Origin of the sequence: Nonomuraea longicatena (assembly GCF_039525605.1) — a bacterium.
In the GTDB taxonomy this organism is placed as follows: Bacteria; Actinomycetota; Actinomycetes; order Streptosporangiales; family Streptosporangiaceae; genus Nonomuraea; species Nonomuraea longicatena.
Genome location: NZ_BAAAHQ010000007.1, coordinates 181,062 through 205,043 on the forward strand (window position 1 = coordinate 181,062; position 23,982 = coordinate 205,043).

Here is a 23,982-nt window from a genome sequence, read left to right on the forward strand (position 1 = left end):
TCACCCGTCAACCGAGTAGCGTCGGTCCCATGCGTATCGAGGACTACGCCCTGATCGGAGACATGCAGTCGGCCGCGCTCGTCGGGCGCGACGGCTCCATCGACTGGCTGTGCCTGCCCAGGTTCGACTCGCCGTCCTGCTTCGCCTCGCTGCTCGGCAGCGAGCGCAACGGGCACTGGTGGCTCGGGCCCACCGGCCGCAAGCACGCCACCAGGCGCAGGTACCGGCCGGACACCCTCATCCTCGAAAGCGAGTGGGACACGCCGACGGGGACCGTCCGGGTGATCGACTTCATGCCGCCGCGCGACGTCAACCCGGACGTGGTGCGCATCGTCGAGGGCGTGTCGGGCAGCGTGGAGGTCTCGACGGTGCTGCGTGTGCGTTTCGACTACGGCCGGATCGTGCCGTGGGTGCGCCGTACGGACGGGCATCTGCAGGCGGTGGGCGGGCCGGACTCGGCGTGGCTGCACTCGCCGGTGCCGCTCAAGGGCGGCGACTACGCCCACCGCGCCACCTTCCACGTCAAGGAGGGCGAGCGGCTGCCGTTCGTGTTCACCTGGCACCCCTCCCACCAGAGCATGCCGGCCGAGATCTCGGCGGAGGAGCAGCTTCACGAGACCGAGAGCCTGTGGACCGAATGGGTCTCCCAGTGCAGCTACGACGGGCCGCACCGGGAGGCCGTGGTCCGGTCGCTGATCACGCTGAAGGCGCTCACGTACGCGCCGACCGGCGGCATCGTGGCCGCCGCCACCACGTCCCTGCCGGAGGACCTCGGCGGAGTGCGCAACTGGGACTACCGCTACTGCTGGCTGCGCGACGCCACGATGACGGTGGACGCGCTCATCAGCTCCGGCTACATCGACGAGGCCGCCGACTGGCGGGCCTGGCTGCTGCGCGCCATCGCGGGCCGTCCCCAGGACCTGCAGATCATGTACGGCGTCGCCGGCGAGCGCCGCCTGCCCGAACTGGAGCTCGACTGGCTCGACGGCTACGAGGACTCCCGGCCGGTGCGCATCGGCAACGGCGCCGTCGAGCAGTTGCAGCTCGACGTGTACGGCGAGGTCATGGGCTCGCTGTACACCGCCAGGACCAAGGGCCTGGGCGCGGACGAGCGCGCCTGGTCGATCCAGCGGGAACTGCTCGACTACGTGGCCGAGCACTGGGACGAGCCGGACGAGGGCCTGTGGGAGGTGCGCGGCCCGCGCCGCCACTTCACCCACTCCAAGGTCATGTGCTGGGTGGCGCTCGACCGCGCGGTCAGGTACGTGGAGGAGTTCGGCAGGACCGGCCCGGTCGCCAAGTGGAGGGAACTGCGCGACACCGTCCACGCCGAGATCTGCGACAAGGGCTACGACCCGGTGCGCAACACCTTCACCCAGTCGTACGGCTCGACGGAGCTGGACGCCTCGCTGCTGCTCATCCCGCTCGTGGGCTTCCTGCCGATCGACGACCCCCGGGTCGCGGGCACGGTGGCGGCCATCGAGAAGGAGCTGCTGTCCGACGGTTTCGTGCTGCGTTACCCGGTGGCCGAGGCCAACGACGTGGACGGCCTGCCCGGGGCCGAGGGCGCGTTCCTGGCGTGCAGCTTCTGGCTGGTCGAGGTGATGGCGATGCAGGGGCGCAAGAAGGAGGCGGAGGAGCTGTTCTGCCGCCTGCTCGCGCTGCGCAACGACCTCGGGCTGCTGGCGGAGGAGTACGATCCGCGCTACGAGCGGTTGGTGGGCAACTTCCCCCAGGCTTTCAGCCACGTGCCTCTCGTGCACGCGGCCCGCGCGCTGTCGTAGCCGACAGCAGTTCGCGCGTGTAGGGGTGCGACGGGAAGAGGAAGACCTCCTCCGCGTCGCCCTCCTCGACCACCCGGCCGTCCTTCATGACCAGGACGCGGTCGCTGATCCGGCGGATCACGCCGAGGTCGTGGGAGACGAACACCAGCGCGGTGCCGTCCTCCTGCTTGAGGCGGGCGAGCAGGTCGAGCACCTGGGCCTGGATGACGACGTCGAGGGCGGAGACGGGCTCGTCGCAGACGAGGACGTCGGGGCGGGGGCCGAGCGCCCTGGCGATGGCGACGCGCTGGCGCTGGCCGCCGGACAGCTCGCGCGGGTGGCGGGCGGCGTGTTCGGGGCCGAGCCCGACGCGGGCGAGCAGGTCGAGGACGGCCTGCTCGCGGCCCGCCGCCGGGAGGGGTTCGCCGACGACGCGGGCGACGGTGTAGCGGGGGTCGAAGGAGCCGAGCGGATGCTGGGAGACGACCTGGATCCGGTGGCATCGCCGCCTCCTGGCCTTCTCCGGCAGGCCGCTCCACGGCTGCCCGTGCAGCAGCACCTGTCCGGTCGCGGGTTCGAGGAGGCCGAGCAGCAGGCGGGCGAGCGTGGTCTTGCCCGAACCGGACTCGCCGACGACGCCCAGGGTCTCGCCGCCGCGCAGCGTGAGGGAGACGTCGCGGACGGCGTGGCGGGAGCCGTAGGAGTGGCCGAGCCCGGTGGCGCTGAGGACGGGCGCCGCCGCCGAGGGGACCGCCGGGCGGGCGGCGCGGCCGGAGGGGACGGCATCGAGCAGGGCGCGGGTGTAGGGGTGCCGGGGGTCGGTGAGCAGCCGGTCGGCGGGTCCCTGCTCGACGACCCGGCCCTCGCGCATGACCAGGACGTGGTCGGCGAGCGCGGCGACCACGGCCAGGTCGTGGCTGATCAGCAGCAGCGCGCCGCCCTGCGCGGTGCGGGCGGCCAGCAGGCGCAGGATCTGCGCCTGGACGGTGGCGTCGAGCGCGGTGGTCGGCTCGTCGGCGATGAGCAGCGGCGGGTCGGCGGCGACCGCGGAGGCGATGAGGGCGCGCTGGCGCAGGCCGCCGGACAGCTGGTGGGGGTACTGCGCGGCCCTGGTGCGCGGCTCCGGGACGCCGACGGCGGTCAGGAGCCTGACCGCCTCCTCGGCGCGGCGGGAGCGCGGAACACGCCCGGCGATCCTGAGCGTCTCGGCGATCTCGGCGCCCACGGTCCGCAGCGGGTCGAGAGAGCCGAGCGCATCCTGGAGCACCAGCCCGGCGAAGCGCCCTCTGACGGCCCGCCAGTCGCGCTCGGTGAAGGCGCGCGCGTCCCGGCCGCCGACCTCGAAGCGGGTGGAGTCGACCTCGGCGCCGGACAGGCCGAGCAGCGCGCGGGCGGTGACGCTCTTGCCGGAGCCGGACTCGCCCACGAGCGCCACGCACTGACCTGCGGAGATCTCCAGGGACAGGCCGCTCACCACCTCCTTGCCCGGTCCGAAACGGGCGCGCAGGTTCTCGACGCGCAGCAGGGTCATGCGGCTCTCCCCTCGAAGCGACGTTGCAGACGGCGGCCGAGCACAGTCAGGCAGACGACGGTCACGACGATGGCGGCGGCCGGGAACAGCGCCTCCCACCAGGCCACCCTCAGGTAGTTGCGCGCCTCGGACAGCATCGAGCCCCACTCGGGGGCGGGCGGCTGCGGGCCCATGCCGAGGAAGCTGAGGCCGGAGGTGGCGATGATCGCCTGGCCCATGCCGATGGTGGCCAGCACCGGCAGCGGGCCGAGGACGTTCGGCAGCACGTGGCGGGTGGTCAGCGCGGTGCGGGTCAGGCCGAAGGTGACGGCCTGCTCGACGTAGGCGGCGCGCCGTACGACGAAGGTCTGGGCGCGGATCACCCGCGCGTACGTCGGGATCTGCGCGATGCCGATCGCGAACACCACGTTCGCGGTGCCCGGCCCGGTGACGGCGATGACGAGCAGCGCGAGCAGCACCTCGGGGAAGGTGGACAGCACGTCGAAGGCCCGCGACAGCGCCTCGTCCAGCCACCGGGGCGCGAGCCCGGCCGACAGGCCGAGCATCACCCCGGCGCCTGCGGCGAGCGCGACGGCGGCGGCGCCGAGCGTCAGTGAGTGGGCGGCGCCGTGGACGACCCTGGCCAGCAGGTCGCGGCCGAGGTGGTCGGTGCCGAACCAGTGGCCGGGGCCGGGTGGGCGCAGCGCCGCGAGCGGGTCGGCGGCCAGCGGGTCGGTGGCCAGGCCGATGCAGACCAGCCCGGCCGCGACGGTGGCGAGGAGGGCGGCCAGCCGCATCAGGCGCCTCGCAGCCTCGGGTCGATGACCCGGTAGAGCAGGTCGAGCAGGGTGCTGATGACGACGTACACGGCTGCGGAGACGACCACGACGGCCATCACGACCGGCAGGTCGCCTCCGGTGACGGCCTCGACCGCGACCTGGCCGAGCCCCGGACGGCCGAACAGCGTCTCGACGATGACCGCGCCGCCGAGCAGCGCGCCGGTGAACCAGCCGGTGAGCGTCACGGCGGGCACCAGCGCGTGCCGCAGGGCGTGCCTGGCGACGACGGCGCGCTCGCTCAGCCCGCGCGAGCGGGCGGTGAGCGCGAACGGCTGCTCCAGCGCGCGTTCGAGGCCCTCGCGCAGTACCTGGCCGAGCACCCCGGCGATCGGCAGGCCCAGCGCCAGCGCGGGCAGCACGAGCGCCGGGGCGCCGTCCGCGCCCGAGACCGGGAACCAGCCGAGGGTGAAGGAGAACAGCGCGAGCAGCAGGGTGCCGATGACGAACGGCGGCACCGACACCGCGAGCAGTTCCCCCGCCGAGGCCAGGCGCCGGGGCCAGCGGGAGCGGCCCGCCGTGAGGAGCGCGAGCGCCAGCGCCAGGACGACGCCGGTGGCCGCGGCGGCCAGCGTCAGCTCGGCGGTGGGTCCGAGCTGGCCGAGCAGGATCTCGCCGACGCCGCGCTGGAGCTGGTAGGAGCGGCCGAGGTCGCCGTGGAGCAGCCGCCACAGGTAGGCGAGGTACTGCACGAGCGGCGGCCGGTCGAGGCCCCATTCCGCGGCGACGGCGGCGCGGACCTCGGGGGTGGCGACACCGTCGCCGACGAGGTTGTCGACGGTGTCGCCGGGGGCCAGCAGCAGTGCCGCGTAGGCGGTCGTGGCCGCGGCCCACAGCACCGCGAGGCAGGTGAGCAACCGCCTCATGCGGCCACGCGCACGTCGTAGGCGCTCGCCGGGGTGCCGGACACCGGGTCGAAGCCGAGCCCCTGCACTCCGGTACGGGAGGCGAGCTGGTCCGACGGCACGTACAGCGGCAGCACCAGGGCCTCCTCCGCCACGACCAGCCGCTGCACCCGGGCGTACAGTTCGCGCCGGTCGGCGTTCTTCACGCCGGACGCGGCCGTGGCGAGCCAGGAGTCCAGCCGCTCGTCGGTGTACTTCGTCCGGTTGATCGGCCCGTCGGAGGTGAAGATCAGGTTGAGTGCGGAGCCGCCGTCGGTGTCGCCGCGCGAGTTCTCGAACACCTCGTAGTCGCCGGCGTCCCAGGCACGCTGGGCGCTGCCCTGGTCGGCCGCCGTGATCCGGAAGTCGATGCCCGCGCTCTGCTTGACCTGCGCCTGTACGGCCTGCGCCAGCACGTCGCGCCGGTCGCGCACGTACGGCGCCGAGGTGACCATGCGCACGGTCAGCCGCCTGCCGTCCTTGATCCGGTAGCCCTCGGCGTCGCGCTCGCTCCACCCGGCCGCGTCCAGCAGGCTCGCGGCCTTCGCGGCGTCGCCGGAGTAGCCGCCCGCGAGGCCCGGGTCGTAGAAGGGGCCGCTCTGGGCGAGCACGCTCCACGCCCGTGCCGCCCTGCCCTGGTAGACGGAGGCGAGGACCCGGTCCACGTCCACGGCCTCGCGGAAGGCCTGGCGGACCCGTTTGTCGTCGAAGGGCGGCCGGGCGGTGTTGAAGTAGTAGGAGAAGGCGGTGCCCGAGTTGAGCGCGGAGGCGAAGACCAGGTTCGGGTCCTTCTCCACCAGCCCGATCTCGGTCGCGGGCACGCCCTCGATCACCTGGACCTGGCCGGAGGTGAGGGCGCCCACCCGGACGGCCGCCTCGGGCAGGAACCGGTAGGTGATCTCGCCGAGGTGGGCGGGGCCCTGGTGGGCGGCGCCGGCGGGCGCCCAGGCGTAGGCGGGGTTGCGGCGGTATCTGACCTCCTGCCCCTTGACGTACCTGTCCAGGATGAACGGGCCGGTGCCGACGACGTCGGGGCCGCCCGCCTTGAGGTCGCGCGCGGTCCTGAGGGACTTCGGGGAGACCTGGGCGCCGTGCGGCGAGGCCAGGAAGTCCAGGAACAGGCCGTCCGGGCGCTTGAGCCGGATCCTGACGGTGGCGGGGTCGAGCACGTCGGCTCCGGCGAAGGCGTCGAGTTGGACGGCGACGGCGGCCGGGTTGTAGCCGGGCACGCGGAACTGGTCGAGGTTGGCCTTCACGGCGGCGGCGTCGAACTTCTCGCCATCGTGGAAGGTGACGTCGTCGCGGAGCCGGAAGGTGTAGGTCAGGCCGTCGTCGGCGATCTTCCACGACGTGGCGAGCCAGGGGATGAAGGCCCCGGTCCTGTCGCGGGCGACGAGGGCGTCGAACTGGTTGAACACCAGCAGCCTGGCTTTGTTCTGGGTCCACACGTGCGGGTTGAACGTGACGGGCTCGGTCTCCACCGCCCAGATCAGGCTGTCCCCGGGTGGCGCGGCCCCGGCCCCGCTCCGGGCGCAGGACGTGCTGAGGAGGACCAGGGCCGCGAGCGCGGCGAGCAGCCTCACGCGCCGGTTCCGGAGGGGTCGAACAGGTCAACGGGCATCGCTTTCGCCTTTCCGCCACGCCTCGGCCAGCAGTTCGTACGAGCGCACGCGGTCGGCGTGCGCGTGGGTGATGGTCGTGACCAGGAGTTCGTCGGCGCCGGTGACCGCGCGCAGGGTTCGCAGCCGCCTGAGGACCGTACGCGGCGAGCCGACGAACCGCGTGTCGACCCGGTCGCCCACGAGGCTCCGGTCGGCGCTCTCCCTGGCCGCCCGCGCGGGCGTCGGGTAGGGCTGGGCGCCGCGCCCGGCGCGGATGTCGGCCACCCACAGCCCGTACGGCGACCCCAGCAGCGCGGCCTCCTCGTCGGTCGGGGCCACGAGCACGTCCGCCGAGACGATCACGTACGGCTCGGCCAGCGCCGCCGACGGCCGGAACGCCGCCCGGTAGGCGTCGACGGCCTCCAGCACGGTGGCGGGGCTGACGTGGTAGTTGGCCGCGAAGGGCAGCCCCCTCTCGCCCGCCACCCGGGCGCTCTGCCCGCCGCTGCTGCCGAGGATCCACACCTCGACGTCGGCGTTCTCCCCGGGGACCGCGTGCGCCTCCTGCCCCTCCGGCCCCTTGAAGGTGCCGGACAGGAAGGCGAGGATGTCGTCGACCTGCTCGGCGAAGGCGGGGGTACGGGCGCCGGGCTGCTGGAGCAGCCCTGCCTGGAAGGCCAGCCGAGGGTCGGCGGCCAGCACCGACCAGTCGAAGGCCGGGGGGATCAGCAAGCCGCCCACCTCCCGTCCGCCGTCCGGCCGCCCGTCTGTCGTGACCTGCCCCCGGGTCGCGGGCGACACGCTGCCCTCAACCGTCACACGGCTCTCACCTGCGAAATCACCAGGAGGTTCCGCAGAATCCCGCGTATCGGGCGTTCCGGCGCCCCGGTCACCGGAAGGCGGGAAGCGGCCGCCCGAGCGGCCGAGCCCGAGGTCGAGGCGGCCCGGGTGCAGGGCGTCGATCAGGCCGAACTGCTCCACGACGGACACCGGCGTCTGATGCCCGAGTTGCACCGCGCCGGAGCCGAGCCGGATGCCGGTGGTGGCCCCGGCCAGCAGGGCGATCAGGACGGCGGGCGCGGAGGCGGCGACGCCGGGGGCGAAGTGGTGCTCGGCCACCCAGTAGCGGCGGTAGCCGAGGTCGTCGGCCCTGCGGGCCAGGTCAACGGTGTGGGCGAGGGCGTCGGAGACCGTACCGCCCGAGAGGACGGGGGCTAGGTCGAGGACCGACAGCGGCAGTGTCATGGCGCGCCTCCGGGGAAGGGCCTGCTGGGGATCTCCTTGCGCAGCACGGGGGCGATCTCGCTCTGGAAGAGTTCGAGCGAGGCGCGGTGCTGCCTGGGGGTCAGGCCGTCGGCGTCGGCGTGCAGGTGCATCACCTCGTGCCCCAGCCTGTCGTGGTAGCGGTGGATCTTCTCGGCGATCTGCGCCGGGCTGCCGACGAGCAGCGAGGAGCGTTCGATCGCGTCCTCCAGGGTGGTGAAGACGGGTTCGGCGCCGAGCGAGCGCAGCAGCGCGAGCCTGGCCTCGAAGATCGGCCGGTAGGTCGCGGTGGCCTCCTGTGAGGTCCTGGCGGCGTAGAACCCGGCACTGCCGGCGCCCACGAGCGCGTCGGCGGGGTCGTGGCCGTGGTGGGCCCAGCGCTCGCGGTAGTGGGCGACGAGTTCGGCGTACGGCTCGACGGGGTGGCTGACGTTGGCGGAGAAGATCGGGTCGCCGTGGCGGGCGGCCAGTTCGACGGACTCGCGGCTGGTGGCGCTGCCGTGCCAGATCCGGATCCGGGGCTGCAGCGGGCGCGGCAGCGCCTGTGCCGCCTCCAGCGGCGGGCGGAAGCGGCCCTGCCAGGTGACGTGGTCCTCCGCCCACAGCCGCCGCAGCAGTTCGTAGCCCTCGCGGTTGCGTTCCCACTGGTCCTCGGGGGTGATGTGGAACAGCTTGGCCTGCGCGGCCCCGTTGCCCTTGCCGATGATGAGTTCCAGGCGCCCGCCGGACAGGTGGTCGAGGGTGGCGTAGTCCTCGTAGGCGCGGACGGGGTCGAGCAGGCTCAGCGTGGTGACGGCGGTGAAGAGGCGGATGGTGTCGGTGCGGGCGGCGATGTGGCTGAGGACGACGGGCGGCGAGGAGGACAGAAAGGGCCGTTCGTGGCGCTCGCCGACGCCGAAGCCGTCGAATCCGAGTTCTTCGGCGAGCACGGCACCGGCGACGACCTCGCGCAGCCGCTCGGTGACCGGTTGCGCGCCGGTGTGCGCGATCAGGGTGATGGCCAGGAACTTCAATCGAGCCCCTCTCCGAATTACCTATATAAAAGGTAGGAAAAGGAGGGTTAATTGTCAACGCAGGAACGCGGGCGAGGGGATGGCGGGGAACGGATTGTCGGGCAGGAGCAGAGTGCGGCGCACCTCGCCCTCCTGCTCGGCGGCGTCGAGGTGCAGCAGCGCGGCGCCGATCCCGGCCGCGCCGAGCAGATAGCCGGTGTCCGCGCTCACCTCTCCCGGCCGCAGCCGCCGGTAGGCCTGGTACCAGCGCAGCCCGGCGGCGTCCCGGTGGGCGCGGCCGATCAGGTGCTCGGCCAGCGCCCGCGCATACTCCCGGTACGGCTCGCGCCCGGTGACCGACCACAGCCCGACGAACAGCTCCAGCAGGCCCGCCAGCCCGCAGCACTGGCAGGCGGTGTTCCACAGCCCGGCGCTCTGCCGGTACGGCACCCCGCTGGCGATCACCCCGTGCGCGAGCCGCTCCACCCAGTCGAGGTCGGCGGGGTCGCCCGCGACCCGGTACAGCTCGTAGAACATCCGGGCGGCCCCGGCGGAGCCGGAGCAGTAGCCGAGGTAGTGCAGCCCTCTGCCCTGGGGCAGGTGGTGGGGCACGTAGGCGCACCGGTCGGCGACGGTGGCCACCGAGCGGACGAACCCGGCACCGCGCCGCGCGGCCTCAAGGAAGGCCGTCTCGCCGGACACGCCGTACAGGCGAGCGAGCAGGAACGCGGTCCCCGACGTGCCCATGAGGAAGCCGGGGGCGACCGCGTCCGAGGGGATCCCCGGGCAGTCGCCGAAGCGGTGTCCTGGGACGGCCAGCCGCGCCACCCGCTCGCCCGCCTCCAGCGCGAGTTCCTCGTAGCGGGGGACGCCGAGCATGGTGGCGGCGCGCAGCAGGCCGAGGATGATGCCGCCGTCGCCGCGCTGGGCCGGGTCGCCCGTCCAGCCGGGCCCGTCGGCGAAGACCCGCGCGCTCGCGGCCACCCGGTCGGCGACGGCCCGCGCCTCCTCCTCGAAGCCCTCCTCCGGCAGCTCCCAGCCGGCCTCGGTCAGGGCGAACAGCGTCCCGGTGATGCCGTGGTGGAGGGTCAGGTCAGGCTGCTCGCGCCAGGTCGCGGCCAGGAACCGGCCGCCCCGCCTGGCCTCGTCGAGATAGGCTTCGTGTCCGGAGGCGGCGGCCAGTTCAAGGAAGAACGGCACGATTCCGGCGGCGCCCGCGTACAACGAGGCGGGGTCCGAGGCGGTGAAGGCCGATCTGCCGCGACGGTCGGGGTTGGCCCGCCAGTGCCGCCCGAGGCCCGAGGACACTCCGGCGGTCCGGATCCAGCGTCCGGCCAGGATGGCCGCGTTCAACGGGGTGATGGTCCGCTCGTGGCTCACAAGCCGACTATCCCACACATTTGGTAGGAAATTAAGGTAATAACCGTGTGCCGTCACACCGACGGGCACCCGTGGGACTCAGACGGCCAGGCGGGCCAAGACCTGCGCGAACTCCGCCGGAGGCGACACCACCAGCCGGGCCTGGCCGTCGTGCAGCACGATGTCGGCCCGCAGGTGCGTCAGACGACCCCCGTGCCACCAGTAGACCTGGTCGCTCAGCCCGTCCTCGCGCGCCGCGAACAGCCGCAGGCGCTCGATCGCGCGGACCACGCCGATGCCCTCCACCGGGTGCACCACCAGGGTCCGGGCGTCGGGCAGCGCGACGAGGACGCCGTCGGAGGGCAGCGGCAGATAGGCGCCCAGCCAGCGCAGATGGGTCGCGGCCGACGGGCTCGGCCCGCTCAGCCGGATCACCGGGGTCCCCGCGAGGTCCATCGGCTCGGCCGCCAGCCGCTCGTGCTCGCGGACGTTGCGGGTGGCCCGTTCCAGCGCCTGCCCGCTCGGCAGCGGCCAGCAGCCCGCCTCCTCCGGCCGCACCGGGCGCGCGGCGACCGTGAGGAGCTCGACCAGGTCGCCGTTGAGGTGGCGGCCCACCACCCGGGTCAGGTCCGGCACGTCGTCGACCGCCTCCACCCGGGTCCGCAGCAGGCCCCCGACCTGGTCGAGGTCGCAGACGTCCAGGCGGTCACCGGCCGCGGCGACCGCGTTGGCGAGGTGCTCGGAGACCAGCATCGGCCAGTCCTCCCTGGCCCGGCGCCCGGCCTCACGACGCAGGCCCTTGAGGCGGACGACGATCTGCCTGCCGCCGCCCAGGGTCAGGCTGGCGCCGTCGGGCGCGAAGGAGCAGCTGTAACCGCGCGAGTCTGCGACGAGGGCCAGCAGCGAATCGAGGTCGACGTCCCCGGGCGGCCGATGGGGCGGCTCACGCCTGAAGAATTTCACGCGCTCTGCCCTTTCCTGTCAGATTCGTCCCCCTTGCGTCCTCTTACCTTGCCGCGTGCGCGCCGTGGAACCGACCAGCCAGGGAGCACGATTCGGTATCGATAGCACCAAGCGCACCAAGCCAAAGGCTCAGCTGCGGGCTGCCGTGACCGACGGCAAGCCCGGCCAGCACGGGGACTCCGAGCGGCAGCAACCTGTCTTGAAGAACCGGCAGCGGGTCGCCGCAGCCCTCCCATGATCCGAGCGCCACCCCGAGCACCCCGTCGAAGGCTCCGGAGTGCAACAACTGGGTCAGCATTCGGTCGATCCGGTACGGCGCCTCCCCGATGTCCTCAAGGAAGACGATCTTCCCGGCGAAGGCGGGCGGCCAGCGGGTGCCGCACATCGACGCCAGGATCGACAGGTTGCCGCCCACGACCGGCGCCTTCACCCGGCCGGGCGACAGCACCGCCGTGCCGCCGATCGGCGGAGGGGGGCCGGTGAAGGCGGCCAGCAGGTGCTCCCACGTCGCGGGCTCCGGCCCGTCCTCGCCGGCGAGGACGTCGCAGGCGGGCATCGGGCCGTGCAGGGTCGGCACGCCCAGTTCCAGGCCGAAGACGTGGTGCAGGGCGGTGATGTCGCTGGATCCGACCAGCGTCTTGCGGTCGGCCGCACGCATCGCGTCCCAGTCGAGCAGGTCGAGCAGGCGGGCGGCGCCGTACCCGCCCCGGGAGCAGAAGACCGTGGTCACGGCCGGGTCGCACCAGGCGGCCTGCAGGTCGGCGGCGCGGGCGGCGTCGCCGCCCGCCAGGTAGGGCAGGCCCGCGCGGTCCAGGGCGTGCTCGCCGACGACGACGTCGGCGCCGAGCGCAGCGAGACGGGCGGCGCCCCTGCGCAGCCGGGCGGGGTCGGCCGGACCGGACGGCGAGACGATCGCCACCCGCTCACCCGGCCGCATCGACGAGTTCCTTCACCAGCGCGGGCAGGGCCGACCCGATGGGCTCCGAGACGACCCGGTGGGCCTGCCCGTCGTACGGCGTCGGCTCCGCGTTCATGATCAGCAGAGTGGCACCCGCCGCCAGCGCCTCGCCGCAGAGCCCGGCGGCGGGCTGCACGGTCAGCGAGGTGCCGATCGCGACGAACAGGTCGCAGTCGTGGGCGGCGTCGAGCGCGGCCTGCAGGACGGCGGGCCGCAGCGACTGGCCGAAGGAGATCGTGTCGGCCTTCTGGATACCGCCGCAGCGCGGGCACGGCGGGTCGGACTCCCCCGCCTCGACCCGATCGAGGACCTCGCGCATCGGCGTGCGCAGCTCGCACGCGAGGCAGACCGCATGGTGGATCGTGCCGTGCAGCTCGACGACCTTGGCGGCCGAGTTGCCCGCCCGCACGTGCAGGCCGTCGATGTTCTGGGTGACCAGCGCCCGCAGCAGTCCGGCCCGCTCCAGTTCGGCCAGCGCCGCGTGGCCCGCGTTGGGCTCGGCCGTCCAGGCGGCGTGCTCGCGCCGGTCGATCCACGCCTGCCGCCGCACCTCCGGGTCGGCCGTGTAGTCGCCGATCGTGACCCGCCGCTGCGCGGCGGGATCCTTCGTCCACACGCCCTGCGGGCCTCGGAAGTCGGGAATGCCGGAGTCGGTGGAGATTCCGGCCCCGGTGAGTACGGTCACTTTCACCCTGGAAACGGTGTCACACTTGGATGCCGTATGCGACTTCCGCCCCACATCCTCGTGGTCAACGGCATCAAGGTCCGCAGGCCGGTCTTCCTGCTGGGAGCACCGCACTCCGGCGCGGATCTGGTGGGCCGCGTGCTGAAGCGCTCGCCCGGCTTCCATGTGACGATGGGCCGCGCGAGCGTGGCGCACGTGGTGTACGCCTTCGCCCGCAGGCCCTCCATAGCCGAGGGCTCCGGAGCCTCCCGGGTGCTGCGCGACGCGCTCGCCGAGTCGTGGCAGGTGCTGCACGGCTCCTGCGGCCAGTGCGCCGCCCCCTGCCGGGAGGCGGGCGGCGTGACCGGGCTCGGGCCGTGCGTGGCCACCGCCTCGGTGACCAGGTTCGGCGACGCCAGCCCCGACCTGCTCTACGCAGCGCCCGTACTCAGGCAGGCCTTCCCCGACGCCAGGTTCGTGCAGCTGCTGCGCGACGGCCGCGACGTGGTCGTCGACATGCTCGCCGACCCGGCGTGCCTGGCGTGGTTCAAGCCGGTGATGCTGAGCGAGGGCACCGAGTTCCCCAACGCCTTCCTCGGCCTCAACCGCGACGAGCACCGCGAGCGCTGGAAGGACCTGCCCCCGGCGGGCAAGTCGGCGCTGCGCTGGCGCAGCGCCGTACGGCTGAGCGCCGGACTGCGGCGGGAGGTGCCGGAGGAGCAGTTGCTGACGCTGCGCTACGAGGACCTGGTGCGCAAACCCGCCGACACCGTCGCCGCGCTGTCCGAGTTCCTGGAGACGCGGATCTCCCGGGTCGCGTTGTACGGCAGGCGGCTGCCGCAGGTCGGCTCGTGGCGGATCGGGCTGCGGGCCCCCGACCGCGCCCTGGTCGAGAAGGTGGCCCGCGAGGAGCTCACGCGGCTGGGCTATCTGTCGAGCTGAACTGGGTGCGGTACAGCTCCGCGTAGAGCCCGCCGCGCGCCAGCAGTTCCTCGTGGCGGCCCCGCTCGGCGATACGGCCGTCCTGGACGACGAGGATCTCGTCGGCCTCCCTGATCGTCGACAGGCGGTGGGCGATCACCAGCGAGGTGCGCCCGGCCAGGGCGGTCTTCAGCGCCTGCTGGACCGCGGCCTCGGACTCGGAGTCGAGGTGGGCGGTGGCCTCGTCGAGGACCACCACACGCGGCGCCTTCAGCAGCAGCCGGGCCAGCGCCAGGCGCTGCTTCTCCCCGCCGGACAGGCGGTAACCCCGGTCGCCGACGACCGTGTCGAGTCGCTCGGGCAGCGCCTCGACCACATCGGCGATGCGCGCGGCCCGCAGCGCCGCCCAGATCTCCTCCTCGTCCGCCTCCGGCCTGGCGTAGCGGAGATTGGCACCGATCGTGTCGTGGAACAGGTGGGGGTCCTGCATGACGACCCCGATGGTGTCGCGCAGCGAGGCGTGGCGGGCCTCGCGGACGTCGAGCCCGTTGACGCGGACCGCGCCCGTGTCGGCGTCGTACAGCCGGGAGACCAGGGAGGCGATGGTGGTCTTGCCGGCGCCGGAGGGGCCGACCAGCGCGACCAGCCGCCCCGGGGCGGCTGTGAACGACACGCCCTTGAGCACGGGGTGGGAGGGACCGGTGTCCTGCCTGGCCACCGACTCCAGAGAGGCCAGCGAGACCTCCTCCGCCGCCGGGTAGCGGAAGCCGACGTCGTCGAACTCGATCGTGACCGGCCCGTCCGGCACCGGGCGGGCGCCGGGACGCTCGGCCACCATGGGCTTGAGGTCGAGCACCTCGAAGACGCGGTCGAAGCTGACCAGCGCGGTCATCACGTCCACGTGCACGTTGGACAGCGAGGTGAGCGGGCCGTACAGGCGCATGAGCAGCGCGGTCAGGGCGACCAGGGTGCCGAGTTCGAAGACGCCCTCGGTGGCGAGGACGCCGCCGATGCCGTAGACGAGGGCGGTGGCCAGCGCCGCGACCAGGCCGAGGGCGACGCGGAAGACGGTGCCGTACATGCTGGTGACGATGCCCACGTCGCGCACCCGGGCGGCGCGGGAGCCGAAGTGCTCGGTCTCCTCCTCAGGGCGGCCGTACAGTTTGGCGACCATCGCGCCCGCGACGTTGAAGCGCTCGGTCATCACCGAGCTCATCTCGGCGTCGAGCCGCATCTGCTCGCGGGTCAGCGCGGACATGCGGCGGCCCACCCATTTGGCGGGCACCACGAAGATCGGCAACAGCACCAGTGCCACCAGTGTGACCTGCCACGACAGGGCGATCATCGCGCCGAGGACGAGCACCAGGCTGATCACGTTGGACACGACGGACGACAACGTGCTGGTCAGCGCCCGCTGTGCGCCGATGACGTCGGTGTTGAGCCGGGAGACCAGGGCGCCGGTCTGCGCGCGCATGAAGAAGGCCACCGGCATGCGCTGCACGTGGTCGAAGACCTCCGTGCGCAGGTCGTAGATGAGGCCCTCGCCGATGCGCGCGGAGAACCACCGCTGCGCCAGCGTGAGCCCGGCGTCCAGCAGCGCCAGCGCGGCGATCGCCACCGCCAGGCCGACGACGACGGTGGGCCGCTTGGGCAGGATGCCGTCGTCGATGATCGCCTTCATCAGCAACGGGTTGGCCACCACGATGACCGCGCCCAGCACCACCAGCAGCAGGAAGAACGTGATCTGCCGCCGGTGGGGCGCGGCGTACGCGGCGATCCGCCGCACCGTGCCCGGCCGGAGCCGCTGCTTCATGACCGACTCGTCGCGGCGCAGCGTCCGCATCACCTGCGGGCCGAACCCGCCACCCATCATCGTCATCGTCTGGCTACAGCACCCGCGGGGGCGCTGATGATTCCCGCTCAGCTCCCGGCGAACAACGCCCTGAGCCTCGCGGCCTGCTCCGTGCGCTCCGCGGCGCTCTGCTCCTCCAGGGTGCGCAGGCGCGCTCCCTGGAGGAGACGTTTGGTGGCCACGGCCGCATCCCTGTTGGTCGACAGCAGCTGCGCGGCCTTGTCGTGTGCCGCCCGCGCCAGTTCGGCGGGCGCGACGACCTGCTCGGCCAGCCCGATCCGGTACGCCTCCTGGGCCTCGACGACCCTCGCGGTCAGGCACAGGTCGATCGCCTTGGCCAGGCCCACCAGCTCGACCAGCGGCTTGGTGCCGGTCAGGTCGGGAACCAGACCCAGTGCGGGCTCCTTCATGCAGAACCTGACGTCGTCTGCCACGATCCGAAGATCGCAGGCGAGCGCGAGCTGGAATCCGGCGCCGATCGCGTGACCCTGCACGGCCGCGATCGAGACGATCTCCGGACGGCGAAGCCAGAGGAAACCCTGCTGCGCCTGTTCGATCCGCCTGTCGAGCGAGTCTGAGTCCTGCCGGGCGACAGAGCCGAACGAGCCCTGACCTGGCACCCCCTCCGGGGTGAACATCCGCAGGTCGATGCCTGCCGAGAAGGACGGTCCCTCACCTTTCACCACGACGACACGCACCCGCTCCGGCAGGTTCTCACCGATGCCGGCCAGGGCCGACCAGGTCGCGAACGTCTGCGCGTTGCGCTTGCCGGGCCGGTTCAACGTGATCGTGGCTATCTCACCGTCCACCTCGTACCGGAGGCCCGCCTCTTCGAAGGCGATCTCCTCCGTACCTCCCCCGCGCCGTTCAGGCGCCTCCGCTTCCGCCATCGCCCGCTCCGTTCGCTGTACCGTCGCGCCCGAGTTTACAGAACGTTGTTCTGTCTCGGGCGCGACGGCCGGCTGACTGGAGACGTGCGGCTGCGGTCGCGCGTTCCGAGGCGGCCTTAGCGCTTCGACTTGCCTCGGGTGGCCCCTCCGCGCCCGCGCAGAGTCACACCGGACTCGCTCAGGATGCGGTGGATGAACCCGTACGACCGGCCGGTGGATGCGGCCAGGGCGCGGATGCTCTCTCCTGCGGCGTACCGCTTCTTGAGATCACCGGCCAGCTTGTCGCGGTCGGCCCCGGTCACCCGGGTGCCTTTCTTCAGAGTCTCGGCCACGAGTACCTCCTGTAGTGCCAGACTTCCGCAGCGTTACACCGCCATGATCAGTCATTTGAGCGGGATCGGCTACCTACTCCATGGGAAAAGATCCGTACCCACTCAAATTAAGATCAGGCGAGTGCCACAAGATCGGAAAATTCGTCGCTCCACGCGTCTTCAGTTCCGTCCGGTAGCAAGATCACCCTATCCGGTGAAAGAGCGTCTACGGCACCCTCGTCGTGGGTCACGAGGACGATAGCTCCTGAATACGAGCGCAAAGCGCTGAGGACTTGCTCCCTGCTGACCGGGTCGAGGTTGTTAGTGGGCTCGTCGAGGAGCAGGACGTTGGCGCTCGACAACACCAGCAGGGCAAGGGCCAGCCGAGTTTTCTCCCCGCCTGACAGCACCCCCGCGGGCTTGTCGACGTCGTCGCCCGTGAACAGGAAAGATCCGAGGACTTTCCTCAGCTCGGTGTCCGTGAACCCGCCTCCGGCCGAGCGCATGTTCTCCAGGATCGTGCGGTCGCCGTCGAGGGTCTCGTGCTCCTGGGCGTAGTAGCCGATCTTGAGGCCGTGTCCCGGGCGCAACTCTCCGGTGTCCGGCGCCTCGACGCCGCCGAGGATCCGCAGCAGCGTGGTCTTGCCCGCGCCGTTGAGGCCGAGGATGACGACCCTGTGACCTCGGTCGATGGCGACGTCGACGTCGGTGAAGACCTCCAGCGAGCCGTACGACTTGGACAGTTCGCTGGCCTGGAGCGGGGTACGGCCGCACGGGGCCGGGTCGGGGAAGCGCAGTCTGGCGACCCGGTCGCTCTGGCGCTCCTCCTCGGTGCCGGCCAGGAGGCGGCCCGCACGGCGCATCATGTCCTGCGCCGCCTTGGCCTTGGTGGCCTTGGCGCGCATCTTGTCGGCCTGCGCGAGCAGCGCTCCGGCCTGCTTCTCGGCGTTGGCGCGCTCGCGCTTGCGGCGCTTCTCGTCGGTCTCGCGCTGGGCCAGGTAGGACTTCCACCCCACGTTGTAGTGGTCGATGACCGAGCGGTTGGCGTCCAGGTGGAGGACCTTGTTGACCGTCGCTTCAAGAAGGCCGACGTCGTGACTGATGATCACCAACCCGCCCTGATGCGATCGCAAAAAATCACGAAGCCACCCGATTGAGTCGGCATCAAGGTGGTTTGTCGGCTCGTCCAGAAGGAGAGTTTCCGCACCGCTGAAAAGAATGCGCGCCAATTCAACGCGCCTGCGCTGGCCGCCTGACAACGTTTCCAGCGGCTGCTTGAGCACGCGGTCCGGCAGGCCGAGGCTGGAGGCGATCGAGGCCGCCTCCGCCTCTGCCGCGTAGCCGCCCAGGACGTGCATCTGGTCCTCCAGGCGCCCGTAGCGCCGGACGTTCTTCTCCCGGGTCTTCTCGTCGGCGGAGGACATGCCGATCTCGGCCTGGCGCAGCTTGCGCAGGACCTCGTCGAGGCCGCGCGCCGACAGGATGCGGTCGCGCGCGAGCACCTGGAGGTCGCCGGTGCGCGGATCCTGCGGCAGGTAGCCGATGCTGCCCTTGGCGGTCACGGTGCCAGCGGCGGGGAGGCCCTCGCCCGCCAGCACCTTGGTCAAAGTGGTCTTCCCGGCTCCGTTGCGGCCGACGAGGCCGATCTTGTCGCCTGGGTTGACGCGGAACGTGGCGTTCTCGATCAGCAGACGCGCGCCTGCGCGCAGCTCGATATCAGTGGCTATGATCATGGTGAAGGGCACACTCCGGCTAGGAATGGGGACGTCAAGGGGCCGCGGGCATGGGGGCGCCGCTCAATCGGAGCTGTGCATACCGATCAGTGTACGGGCCCGTCTCCTGGTTCGTCCGCGCTCGCGGACCGCTTCCGGCCCTCGCGCCGCAGGCGCCCCAGCCGCCTCGATCCCGCACTTCAGGGGCCCTCACCCGGCTTCCAGGGGGAACGACGCCACCAGTCCCCCACGCCCCGCAGACCCCTCCCCTCGACGCGGGGCCCACAAGCCGTCCGCTCAGCGCTCGCCGGAGTGCCCGCCGGAGTGCCCGCCGGAGTGCCCGCCGGAGTGCCCGCCGGAGTCAGGCGTTCAGGTCCTGCGAGGGTCGGACGCCGCAGACGCGGGGTCAGCGGCCCCGGACGCAGGGTCGGGCGCTTCAGACCTGCTGGAGTCGGGCACCTCGGGCACAACGTTGGACGCTTCGGAGACAGACGCCCCAGGCGCGAGGTCGGGTGCGGGGTCGCGGATGTGGACGCGGACGGCGCGGTAGAGTCCCGGCGCGGTCTTGAGGACCGCGAGCCTGGGGTCGGGGACCACCAGGAACGGCTCGGTCTCCAGAGCCAGCAGCGGGGCCAGGCGCCGGTCCTCGCGCAGGGCGTCGACGGCTCTGCGGTCGCCGCCCAGGACGACCGCGTCGAGTTCGCCCGCGTGCGGGCCGAGCACGCGCAGGGCCGTCTCCGCCGCCGCGTCGAACGCCTGGTCCGCCTGCTGGGCCCGCCGTCTGGCGAAACGCCGCTGCGACCAGCCGCCCGCCGCCGTACGTCCCTGGACCAGCCGGGAGCCGACCTTCGAGGCGACCAGGTCACCGCCGTGGAAGACGCCTGCGGCGTACCCGCCCTGCCGTACGAGGATCACGCCGACCCGGCGGTCGGCGCGGGCGTGGGCGACCAGCCTCGACAGGTACGGGGGTCCGGGCGGCAGCGGCGGGAACGGGGCGTGCAGGACCGCCACCGCGCCGTCCTCGGCCGTGAGCGTGACGGTCGCGGCGTCTCCGGCGGCCGCGAAGGGGCCGTGGCGGCCCGCGAAGCCGTCCACCCAGCGGTGGACACGCTCAGGGGCGACCTCCACCCAGCGGCCGCCGCCTTTGGCCGGTCGTGCGCTCATGCGGGAAGGCTATCCCCCCGGCGTCGGCCGAGCACGTGCCAACCGGATCCACCGGTGGCGGCGAGGGACGTGCGCCAGCGTCAGGACCCGGGGCCGGCCAGGTACGGGCCCTCCGAACCTCCGTTCGTCTCAGCGGGACCACGGTGAGCGGTGGCTGTGGAGGTGAGGGACGGAGGTGACTGAGGACGTGGCTGCGAAGGTACCCGAGGAACAGAACTGGAAATATGGGTGAACATCGGCTTCTGCGACTTATGACCGGTGGTGGGGCGGGAGCATGCTGGTGAGGTGTCTCGCCAGTTCACAGCCCCTGTGGTGGACCTCGACACGGGGTCGGTCATCGCCGTGCACGCCGTCGGCGCCATTCCGCCGGGGCCGCTGCCGCTGCTGCTCGACCTGCCCGTCCGGGTCGTCCTGAGCGGTGCGGGCGCGCTGGCCCCGCTGCACGAGGCGCTGCGCCGGGCCGGGCGGCACCCGCGCGAGGTCGTGCTCACCCTGGACGGCGCCTGCTCCGACGCCGAGCACCCGGTGCTCAAGGCGGGGCTCGACGGCCTGCGGGCCCATGGCTACCTGCTGGCCTTCAGCGGCTCCGGAGGGGTGCCGTTCGAGGTGGCCGCGCAGGCGGCGCCGTACCTGCTGACTCTGGAGCCCGAGCTGGTCGGGCGGCTGCCGCGCGACCACAGAAGCGTGGCGGTGGCCCGCGCGGCCGCGACGCTCGCGCGCGGTCTCGGCGCCCGCCTGCTCGCACCGGCCGTGGAGACGGAGGCGGAACTCGACGCGGCGCGGCGGTGCGGCGCCGGGCTCGCGCACGGCCCGCTGCTCGCGCCCGGCCCGGACGGCAGGGTCAGGGTGCCGCTTCCGGCCGAGGGCGAGGCCCCCGAGTCGTTCGCGATCGGCCCGAGGGTGCACGAGTTGCTGCTGCCCGCCGTGACGCTGCCGGAGCAGGCCAGTGCGGAGCAGGTGGTCGAGGCGTTCGGGCACGAACCGTCGATCACCAGCGTGATCCTCGTGGACGAGTACCGGCGGCCGCGCGGCAGCCTGGACCGCAGCCGGTTCCTGCTGGCGATCGCGGCGAGGTACGGCCACGCGCTGCACGGCAGGAAACCCGCCAGGCGCCTGGCCGACCCGCCGCGCACGGTCCCGAAGACGACCGCCGCGGTGGCGGCGATGCGGCTGGCGGGGCGCGATCCGGACCGCGTGTACGACGACCTGGTGGTGACGGACGAGCTCAACCGCTGCCTCGGCATCGTCCGTGTGTCGGATTTGATACGAAATTTCGCGAAATCTTGAAGGTGCTGGGCAGCAGCGGCCGTTCGCGGTATGCAGGAAGACGTGAACCAGTCGCTGAACAGGCGGGCCCTGCTCAGCGCCGGACTGCTAGCCGGAGTCGGCGCTCAAGCCAGCCCGTCCCACGCCACGACCGCCCCCGAACCGCCCTTCGACCCCGCTGACTGGGCCTCGGTACGCGCCCAGTTCGTCCTGCCTCGCGACACCGCCGATCTGGCCGCCTTCGTGCTGGCCAGGCACCCCGCACCGGTCAGGAAGGCGATCCGCGCGCACCGCGACCGCCTGGACGCCGACCCCCACTACTACCCCGAACCCGACCCCGACCTCGCCGCCCGCACGGCGGCCGCGCGTCTGCTCGGCGGCCGTCCCGAGGACGTGGCGCTGACCGACAGCACCACCATGGGCCTCGGAGTGCTGTACGGCGGGCTCAGGCTGCGCCCCGGCCAGGAGGTGCTGACCACCGAGCACGACTTCCTCGCCACGCACGAGGCCCTCCGGCTGCGCACCGAGCGCGACGGCGCCACCGCGCGCCGGATCCGCCTCTACGACGACCCGGCCACCGCCTCCGTCGAGCAGATCACCGCCCGCTTACGCCGGGCCCTGCGCCCCCGCACCCGGGTCGTCGCCGTGACCTGGGTGCACTCCAGCACCGGGGTCCGGTTGCCGATCAGGGAGATGGCCTCGGTCGTCGCCGAGGCCAACCGGGGCCGCGCCGAGGCGGACCGGGCGCTGCTGTGCGTGGACGCCGTCCACGGGTTCGGCGCGGTCGCGGCGGGCGTCGGCGAACTCGGCTGCGACTTCCTCGCCACCGGTACCCACAAGTGGCTGTTCGGCCCGCGCGGCACCGGCATCCTGTGGGGACGGCGGTGGGACGCGGTCGTACCGCTGATCACCAGTTTCGGGCAGGTCAGCTTCGACCACTTCTTCTTCGGCTCCTCCGAGCATCCGATCGACGGCGCCTATCACACACCCGGCGGTTACAAGGCGTTCGAGCACCGGTGGGCGCTCGACCGGGCCTTCTCCTTCATCGGTGCGATCGGCATGGACCGGGTCCACGCCCGCATCCAGGCACTCGCCGCCCGGCTGAAGAGCGGGCTGGCCGAACTGAGGCACGTCAGGCTGGCCACCCCGGCCTCGCCCGCCCTGTCGGCCGGGCTCGTGTGCCTGTCGATCGACGGGATGCAGCCCATCGAGGCGGTGGGACGGCTCCGGCTGGAGCATCGGATCATCGCCAGTACGACGCCCTACCGGGAGTCGCTGCTGCGCTTCGGCACCACGATCCTCAACACCCCCGAGGAGGTGGACAAGGCGATCCGGGCGGTGGCCGCGCTCGCGTAGGGCGTGCCCCACCGGCGCCTCAGCCGGATCGCCGGGGAACCCGGTGTGCCGCGAACAGGGGCCGCCCGGCACTGAGAAGCCCGGGTTCGGCGAACCAGGCGAGCCCGGCGGCCCGGCGCTCGCGGGTCAGGTCGAAGCGGGTCAGGTCAATCTGGCGACCTGACCGCTGGCGAGGTCGTACAGGGCGCCGAGCACCTGTGCCCGCCCGCGCAGCAGCGGATCGGCGCGCAGCCTGGCCACCGTCGCGCCGGTGTGGGCGCGGATCATCTGCTCGACGTCGCTCGAATAGACCGGCCGCAGCGCCTCGACGATGCGCTGGAGGTCGCCGGGCAGCCGCCGCCCCTCCCGGAGGGCGTCGGCGGCGTGCGTGACGGCTCCGCAGCGCCGGTGGCCGAGGACGACCACCAGCGGGGCGCGCAGGTCGGCGGGGCCGTACTCGACGGCTCCCCGTACGAGCGGGTCGATCGTGTGCGCGGCGGTGCGCACCACGAGCAGGTCGCCCACCCCGACGTCGAAGACGACCTCGGGCGAGACCCGCGAGTCGATGCAGGTGAGCACCACCGCGAACGGAGCCTGCCGGACCGCGACCGCGCGCCGGTGCGAGGCGCTCTGGTGCGGGTGGCGGCCCCGGCCCGCCGCCCAGCGCCGGTTTCCGCGCATCAGCGCCGACCACGCCTCCTCCGCCGTGCCCGGACGTGCCTCCTCAGGGGGCGACAGGTCGGAACGGCCGAGGGCCACGCCTCCGGCGAACGCCCCGCCGGAGACCGCGGCGGCGCCCAGCACGACGAAACTGTTCATCATCAGATGACGACGGGTGTATTCGTGATCGCGCACGGTGACGATGATCTCGGGCTATACACCCCAGCGGCTATAGCCTGCAAGCGTAGATGTCGGTGACCAGGATGGCGCGGGCGCCGATGTCCCACAACTGGTCCATCACGTGCTGGTGGCCCTTGCGCCGGACCATCGCCCGGACCGCCACCCAGCCCTCGCGGTGCAGCGGCGAGACCGTCGGCCCCTCCATGCCCGGCGTGAGCGCGATGGCCTCCTCTATCCGCTCGGCGCGGATGTCGTAGTCCATCATCACGAAGTCGCGGGCGTGGATCACGCCCTGGAGGCGGCGGACGAGCTGGTCGAGGCCGGGCACGTCCTCCGCCGGGCCCTGCCGCCTGATGAGTACGGCCTCCGAGCGCATGATGGGTTCGCCGAACACCTCCAGGCCCACGTTGCGCAAGGTGGTGCCGGTCTCCACCACGTCGGCGACCGCGTCGGCGACACCGAGCCTGATGGCGGTCTCGACGGCGCCGTCGAGCTTGATGACGCGGGCGTCGACGCCGCTGTCGGACAGGTACTTCTCCAGCAGCCCGGCGTACGACGTGGCGATGCGCAGCCCGTCGAGGTCGCGCACGTCGCTCATCGTGTCCGCCTTGGCCGCCAGGCGGAAGGTGGAGCCGCCGAAGCCGAGCGGCATCACCTCCTCGACGGCGGCGCCGGAGTCGATGAGCATGTCGCGGCCGGTGATACCGGCGTCGAGGGTGCCCTCTCCGACGTACACGGCGATGTCGCGCGGACGCAGGAAGAACAGTTCGCAGGAGCTGTCGGGGTCGACGACCACGAGTTCCTTGCTGTCCCTGCGGGGCCGGTATCCGGCCTCCTTGAGCATGATCTGGGCGGCCTCACTCAGCGCGCCCTTGTTCGGTACGGCTAGCCTGATCAT

At 72.5% G+C, this 23,982-nt stretch carries 21 protein-coding genes; 4 read left to right on the forward strand and 17 right to left on the reverse strand.

Annotated elements, in window-relative coordinates; all coding sequences use genetic code 11:
- Nucleotides 1-29 precede the first annotated feature (29 nt).
- Nucleotides 30-1,784, forward strand: a complete 1,755-nt coding sequence (locus ABD120_RS08745) for a glycoside hydrolase family 15 protein (RefSeq protein WP_343949222.1) — start codon at nt 30-32, stop codon at nt 1,782-1,784.
- On the opposite strand, the gene ABD120_RS08750 is transcribed toward ABD120_RS08745, so the two are convergent.
- The 10 genes from ABD120_RS08750 to ABD120_RS08795 all read right to left on the reverse strand — a co-directional run bounded on the left by ABD120_RS08750 (nt 1,741) and on the right by ABD120_RS08795 (nt 12,820).
- Complete coding sequence (locus tag ABD120_RS08750; RefSeq protein ID WP_343949223.1) at nt 1,741-3,294, reverse strand: dipeptide ABC transporter ATP-binding protein; 1,554 nt, start codon at nt 3,292-3,294, stop codon at nt 1,741-1,743. The two genes, ABD120_RS08745 and ABD120_RS08750, sit on opposite strands and share 44 nt — an antisense overlap.
- Complete coding sequence (locus ABD120_RS08755; protein ID WP_343949224.1) at nt 3,291-4,070, reverse strand: ABC transporter permease; 780 nt, start codon at nt 4,068-4,070, stop codon at nt 3,291-3,293. Before ABD120_RS08755 ends, ABD120_RS08750 begins: the two co-directional genes overlap by 4 nt.
- A complete protein-coding gene (locus ABD120_RS08760; protein ID WP_343949225.1) occupies nt 4,070-4,975 on the reverse strand; it encodes an ABC transporter permease in 906 nt (301 codons plus the stop codon). Before ABD120_RS08760 ends, ABD120_RS08755 begins: the two co-directional genes overlap by 1 nt.
- The gene (locus ABD120_RS08765) at nt 4,972-6,576 is read right to left on the reverse strand and encodes an ABC transporter substrate-binding protein (RefSeq protein WP_343949226.1); all 1,605 of its coding nucleotides are present in this window, start codon (nt 6,574-6,576) and stop codon (nt 4,972-4,974) included. Before ABD120_RS08765 ends, ABD120_RS08760 begins: the two co-directional genes overlap by 4 nt.
- 27 nt (nt 6,577-6,603) lie before the next feature.
- Nucleotides 6,604-7,839 (reverse strand): LLM class flavin-dependent oxidoreductase, encoded by a 1,236-nt coding sequence (locus ABD120_RS08770; protein WP_343949227.1) that lies wholly within the window; start codon nt 7,837-7,839, stop codon nt 6,604-6,606.
- Nucleotides 7,836-8,870, reverse strand: coding sequence for an LLM class flavin-dependent oxidoreductase (locus ABD120_RS08775; RefSeq protein WP_343949228.1), 1,035 nt, complete (start codon nt 8,868-8,870; stop codon nt 7,836-7,838). Before ABD120_RS08775 ends, ABD120_RS08770 begins: the two co-directional genes overlap by 4 nt.
- A gap of 54 nt (nt 8,871-8,924) precedes the next feature.
- Entirely contained in the window at nt 8,925-10,229 is a 1,305-nt protein-coding gene (locus ABD120_RS08780; RefSeq protein ID WP_343949229.1) for a lanthionine synthetase LanC family protein, read from the reverse strand.
- Between the two features lie 78 nt (nt 10,230-10,307).
- On the reverse strand, nt 10,308-11,171 hold the full coding sequence (locus ABD120_RS08785) for a hypothetical protein (RefSeq protein WP_343949230.1): 864 nt from the start codon (nt 11,169-11,171) through the stop codon (nt 10,308-10,310).
- A 43-nt stretch (nt 11,172-11,214) separates the two neighbouring features.
- On the reverse strand, nt 11,215-12,108 hold the full coding sequence (locus tag ABD120_RS08790) for a S66 peptidase family protein (RefSeq protein ID WP_343949231.1): 894 nt from the start codon (nt 12,106-12,108) through the stop codon (nt 11,215-11,217).
- On the reverse strand, nt 12,095-12,820 hold the full coding sequence (locus ABD120_RS08795; RefSeq protein WP_343949232.1) for an SIR2 family NAD-dependent protein deacylase: 726 nt from the start codon (nt 12,818-12,820) through the stop codon (nt 12,095-12,097). Before ABD120_RS08795 ends, ABD120_RS08790 begins: the two co-directional genes overlap by 14 nt.
- Nucleotides 12,821-12,850: 30 nt before the next feature.
- On the opposite strand from ABD120_RS08795, the gene ABD120_RS08800 reads away from it, so the two are divergent.
- A complete protein-coding gene (locus ABD120_RS08800; protein ID WP_343949233.1) occupies nt 12,851-13,735 on the forward strand; it encodes a sulfotransferase family protein in 885 nt (294 codons plus the stop codon).
- Here ABD120_RS08800 and ABD120_RS08805 read toward each other — a convergent pair.
- The 5 genes from ABD120_RS08805 to ABD120_RS08825 form a co-directional block, all read right to left on the reverse strand.
- Nucleotides 13,707-15,593 carry an ABC transporter ATP-binding protein gene (locus ABD120_RS08805; protein WP_343949234.1) on the reverse strand — a complete coding sequence of 629 codons (1,887 nt, stop codon included), beginning with the start codon at nt 15,591-15,593 and terminating at the stop codon, nt 13,707-13,709. The genes ABD120_RS08800 and ABD120_RS08805 overlap by 29 nt on opposite strands.
- Nucleotides 15,594-15,634: 41 nt before the next feature.
- The gene (locus ABD120_RS08810) at nt 15,635-16,456 is read right to left on the reverse strand and encodes an enoyl-CoA hydratase/isomerase family protein (protein WP_343949235.1); all 822 of its coding nucleotides are present in this window, start codon (nt 16,454-16,456) and stop codon (nt 15,635-15,637) included.
- Between the two features lie 116 nt (nt 16,457-16,572).
- The gene (locus tag ABD120_RS08815; protein ID WP_157247547.1) at nt 16,573-16,788 is read right to left on the reverse strand and encodes a helix-turn-helix domain-containing protein; all 216 of its coding nucleotides are present in this window, start codon (nt 16,786-16,788) and stop codon (nt 16,573-16,575) included.
- A 113-nt stretch (nt 16,789-16,901) separates the two neighbouring features.
- A complete protein-coding gene (locus tag ABD120_RS08820; protein WP_343949236.1) occupies nt 16,902-18,500 on the reverse strand; it encodes an ABC-F family ATP-binding cassette domain-containing protein in 1,599 nt (532 codons plus the stop codon).
- A 348-nt stretch (nt 18,501-18,848) separates the two neighbouring features.
- A complete protein-coding gene (locus ABD120_RS08825; protein WP_343949237.1) occupies nt 18,849-19,643 on the reverse strand; it encodes an acVLRF1 family peptidyl-tRNA hydrolase in 795 nt (264 codons plus the stop codon).
- Nucleotides 19,644-19,928: 285 nt separating this feature from the next.
- Here ABD120_RS08825 and ABD120_RS08830 point away from each other — a divergent pair, with 285 nt between their 5' ends.
- Together ABD120_RS08830 and ABD120_RS08835 are read left to right on the forward strand one after the other, a co-directional pair.
- A complete protein-coding gene (locus tag ABD120_RS08830; RefSeq protein WP_343949238.1) occupies nt 19,929-20,930 on the forward strand; it encodes an EAL domain-containing protein in 1,002 nt (333 codons plus the stop codon).
- A gap of 42 nt (nt 20,931-20,972) precedes the next feature.
- The gene (locus ABD120_RS08835) at nt 20,973-22,265 is read left to right on the forward strand and encodes an aminotransferase class V-fold PLP-dependent enzyme (protein WP_343949239.1); all 1,293 of its coding nucleotides are present in this window, start codon (nt 20,973-20,975) and stop codon (nt 22,263-22,265) included.
- Nucleotides 22,266-22,406: 141 nt separating this feature from the next.
- On the opposite strand, the gene ABD120_RS08840 is transcribed toward ABD120_RS08835, so the two are convergent.
- A complete protein-coding gene (locus ABD120_RS08840) occupies nt 22,407-23,099 on the reverse strand; it encodes a carbonic anhydrase (protein ID WP_343949240.1) in 693 nt (230 codons plus the stop codon).
- Nucleotides 23,100-23,133: 34 nt separating this feature from the next.
- Complete coding sequence (gene hisG, locus ABD120_RS08845) at nt 23,134-23,982, reverse strand: ATP phosphoribosyltransferase (RefSeq protein ID WP_343949241.1); 849 nt, start codon at nt 23,980-23,982, stop codon at nt 23,134-23,136.

Excerpts from the sequence above, each read along its gene's own strand:
- ABD120_RS08745 (WP_343949222.1), top strand. The coding sequence starts at position 30 with ATGCGTATCGAGGACTACGCCCTGATCGGAGACATGCAGTCGGCCGCG.
- ABD120_RS08750 (WP_343949223.1), bottom strand. The coding sequence starts at position 3,294 with ATGACCCTGCTGCGCGTCGAGAACCTGCGCGCCCGTTTCGGACCGGGC.
- ABD120_RS08755 (WP_343949224.1), bottom strand. The coding sequence starts at position 4,070 with ATGCGGCTGGCCGCCCTCCTCGCCACCGTCGCGGCCGGGCTGGTCTGC.
- ABD120_RS08760 (WP_343949225.1), bottom strand. The coding sequence starts at position 4,975 with ATGAGGCGGTTGCTCACCTGCCTCGCGGTGCTGTGGGCCGCGGCCACG.
- ABD120_RS08770 (WP_343949227.1), bottom strand. The coding sequence starts at position 7,839 with ATGACACTGCCGCTGTCGGTCCTCGACCTAGCCCCCGTCCTCTCGGGC.
- ABD120_RS08790 (WP_343949231.1), bottom strand. The coding sequence starts at position 12,108 with ATGCGGCCGGGTGAGCGGGTGGCGATCGTCTCGCCGTCCGGTCCGGCC.
- ABD120_RS08800 (WP_343949233.1), top strand. The coding sequence starts at position 12,851 with ATGCGACTTCCGCCCCACATCCTCGTGGTCAACGGCATCAAGGTCCGC.
- ABD120_RS08805 (WP_343949234.1), bottom strand. The coding sequence starts at position 15,593 with ATGACGATGATGGGTGGCGGGTTCGGCCCGCAGGTGATGCGGACGCTG.
- ABD120_RS08810 (WP_343949235.1), bottom strand. The coding sequence starts at position 16,456 with ATGGCGGAAGCGGAGGCGCCTGAACGGCGCGGGGGAGGTACGGAGGAG.
- ABD120_RS08820 (WP_343949236.1), bottom strand. The coding sequence starts at position 18,500 with ATGATCATAGCCACTGATATCGAGCTGCGCGCAGGCGCGCGTCTGCTG.
- ABD120_RS08825 (WP_343949237.1), bottom strand. The coding sequence starts at position 19,643 with ATGAGCGCACGACCGGCCAAAGGCGGCGGCCGCTGGGTGGAGGTCGCC.
- hisG (WP_343949241.1), bottom strand. The coding sequence starts at position 23,982 with ATGATCAGGCTAGCCGTACCGAACAAGGGCGCGCTGAGTGAGGCCGCC.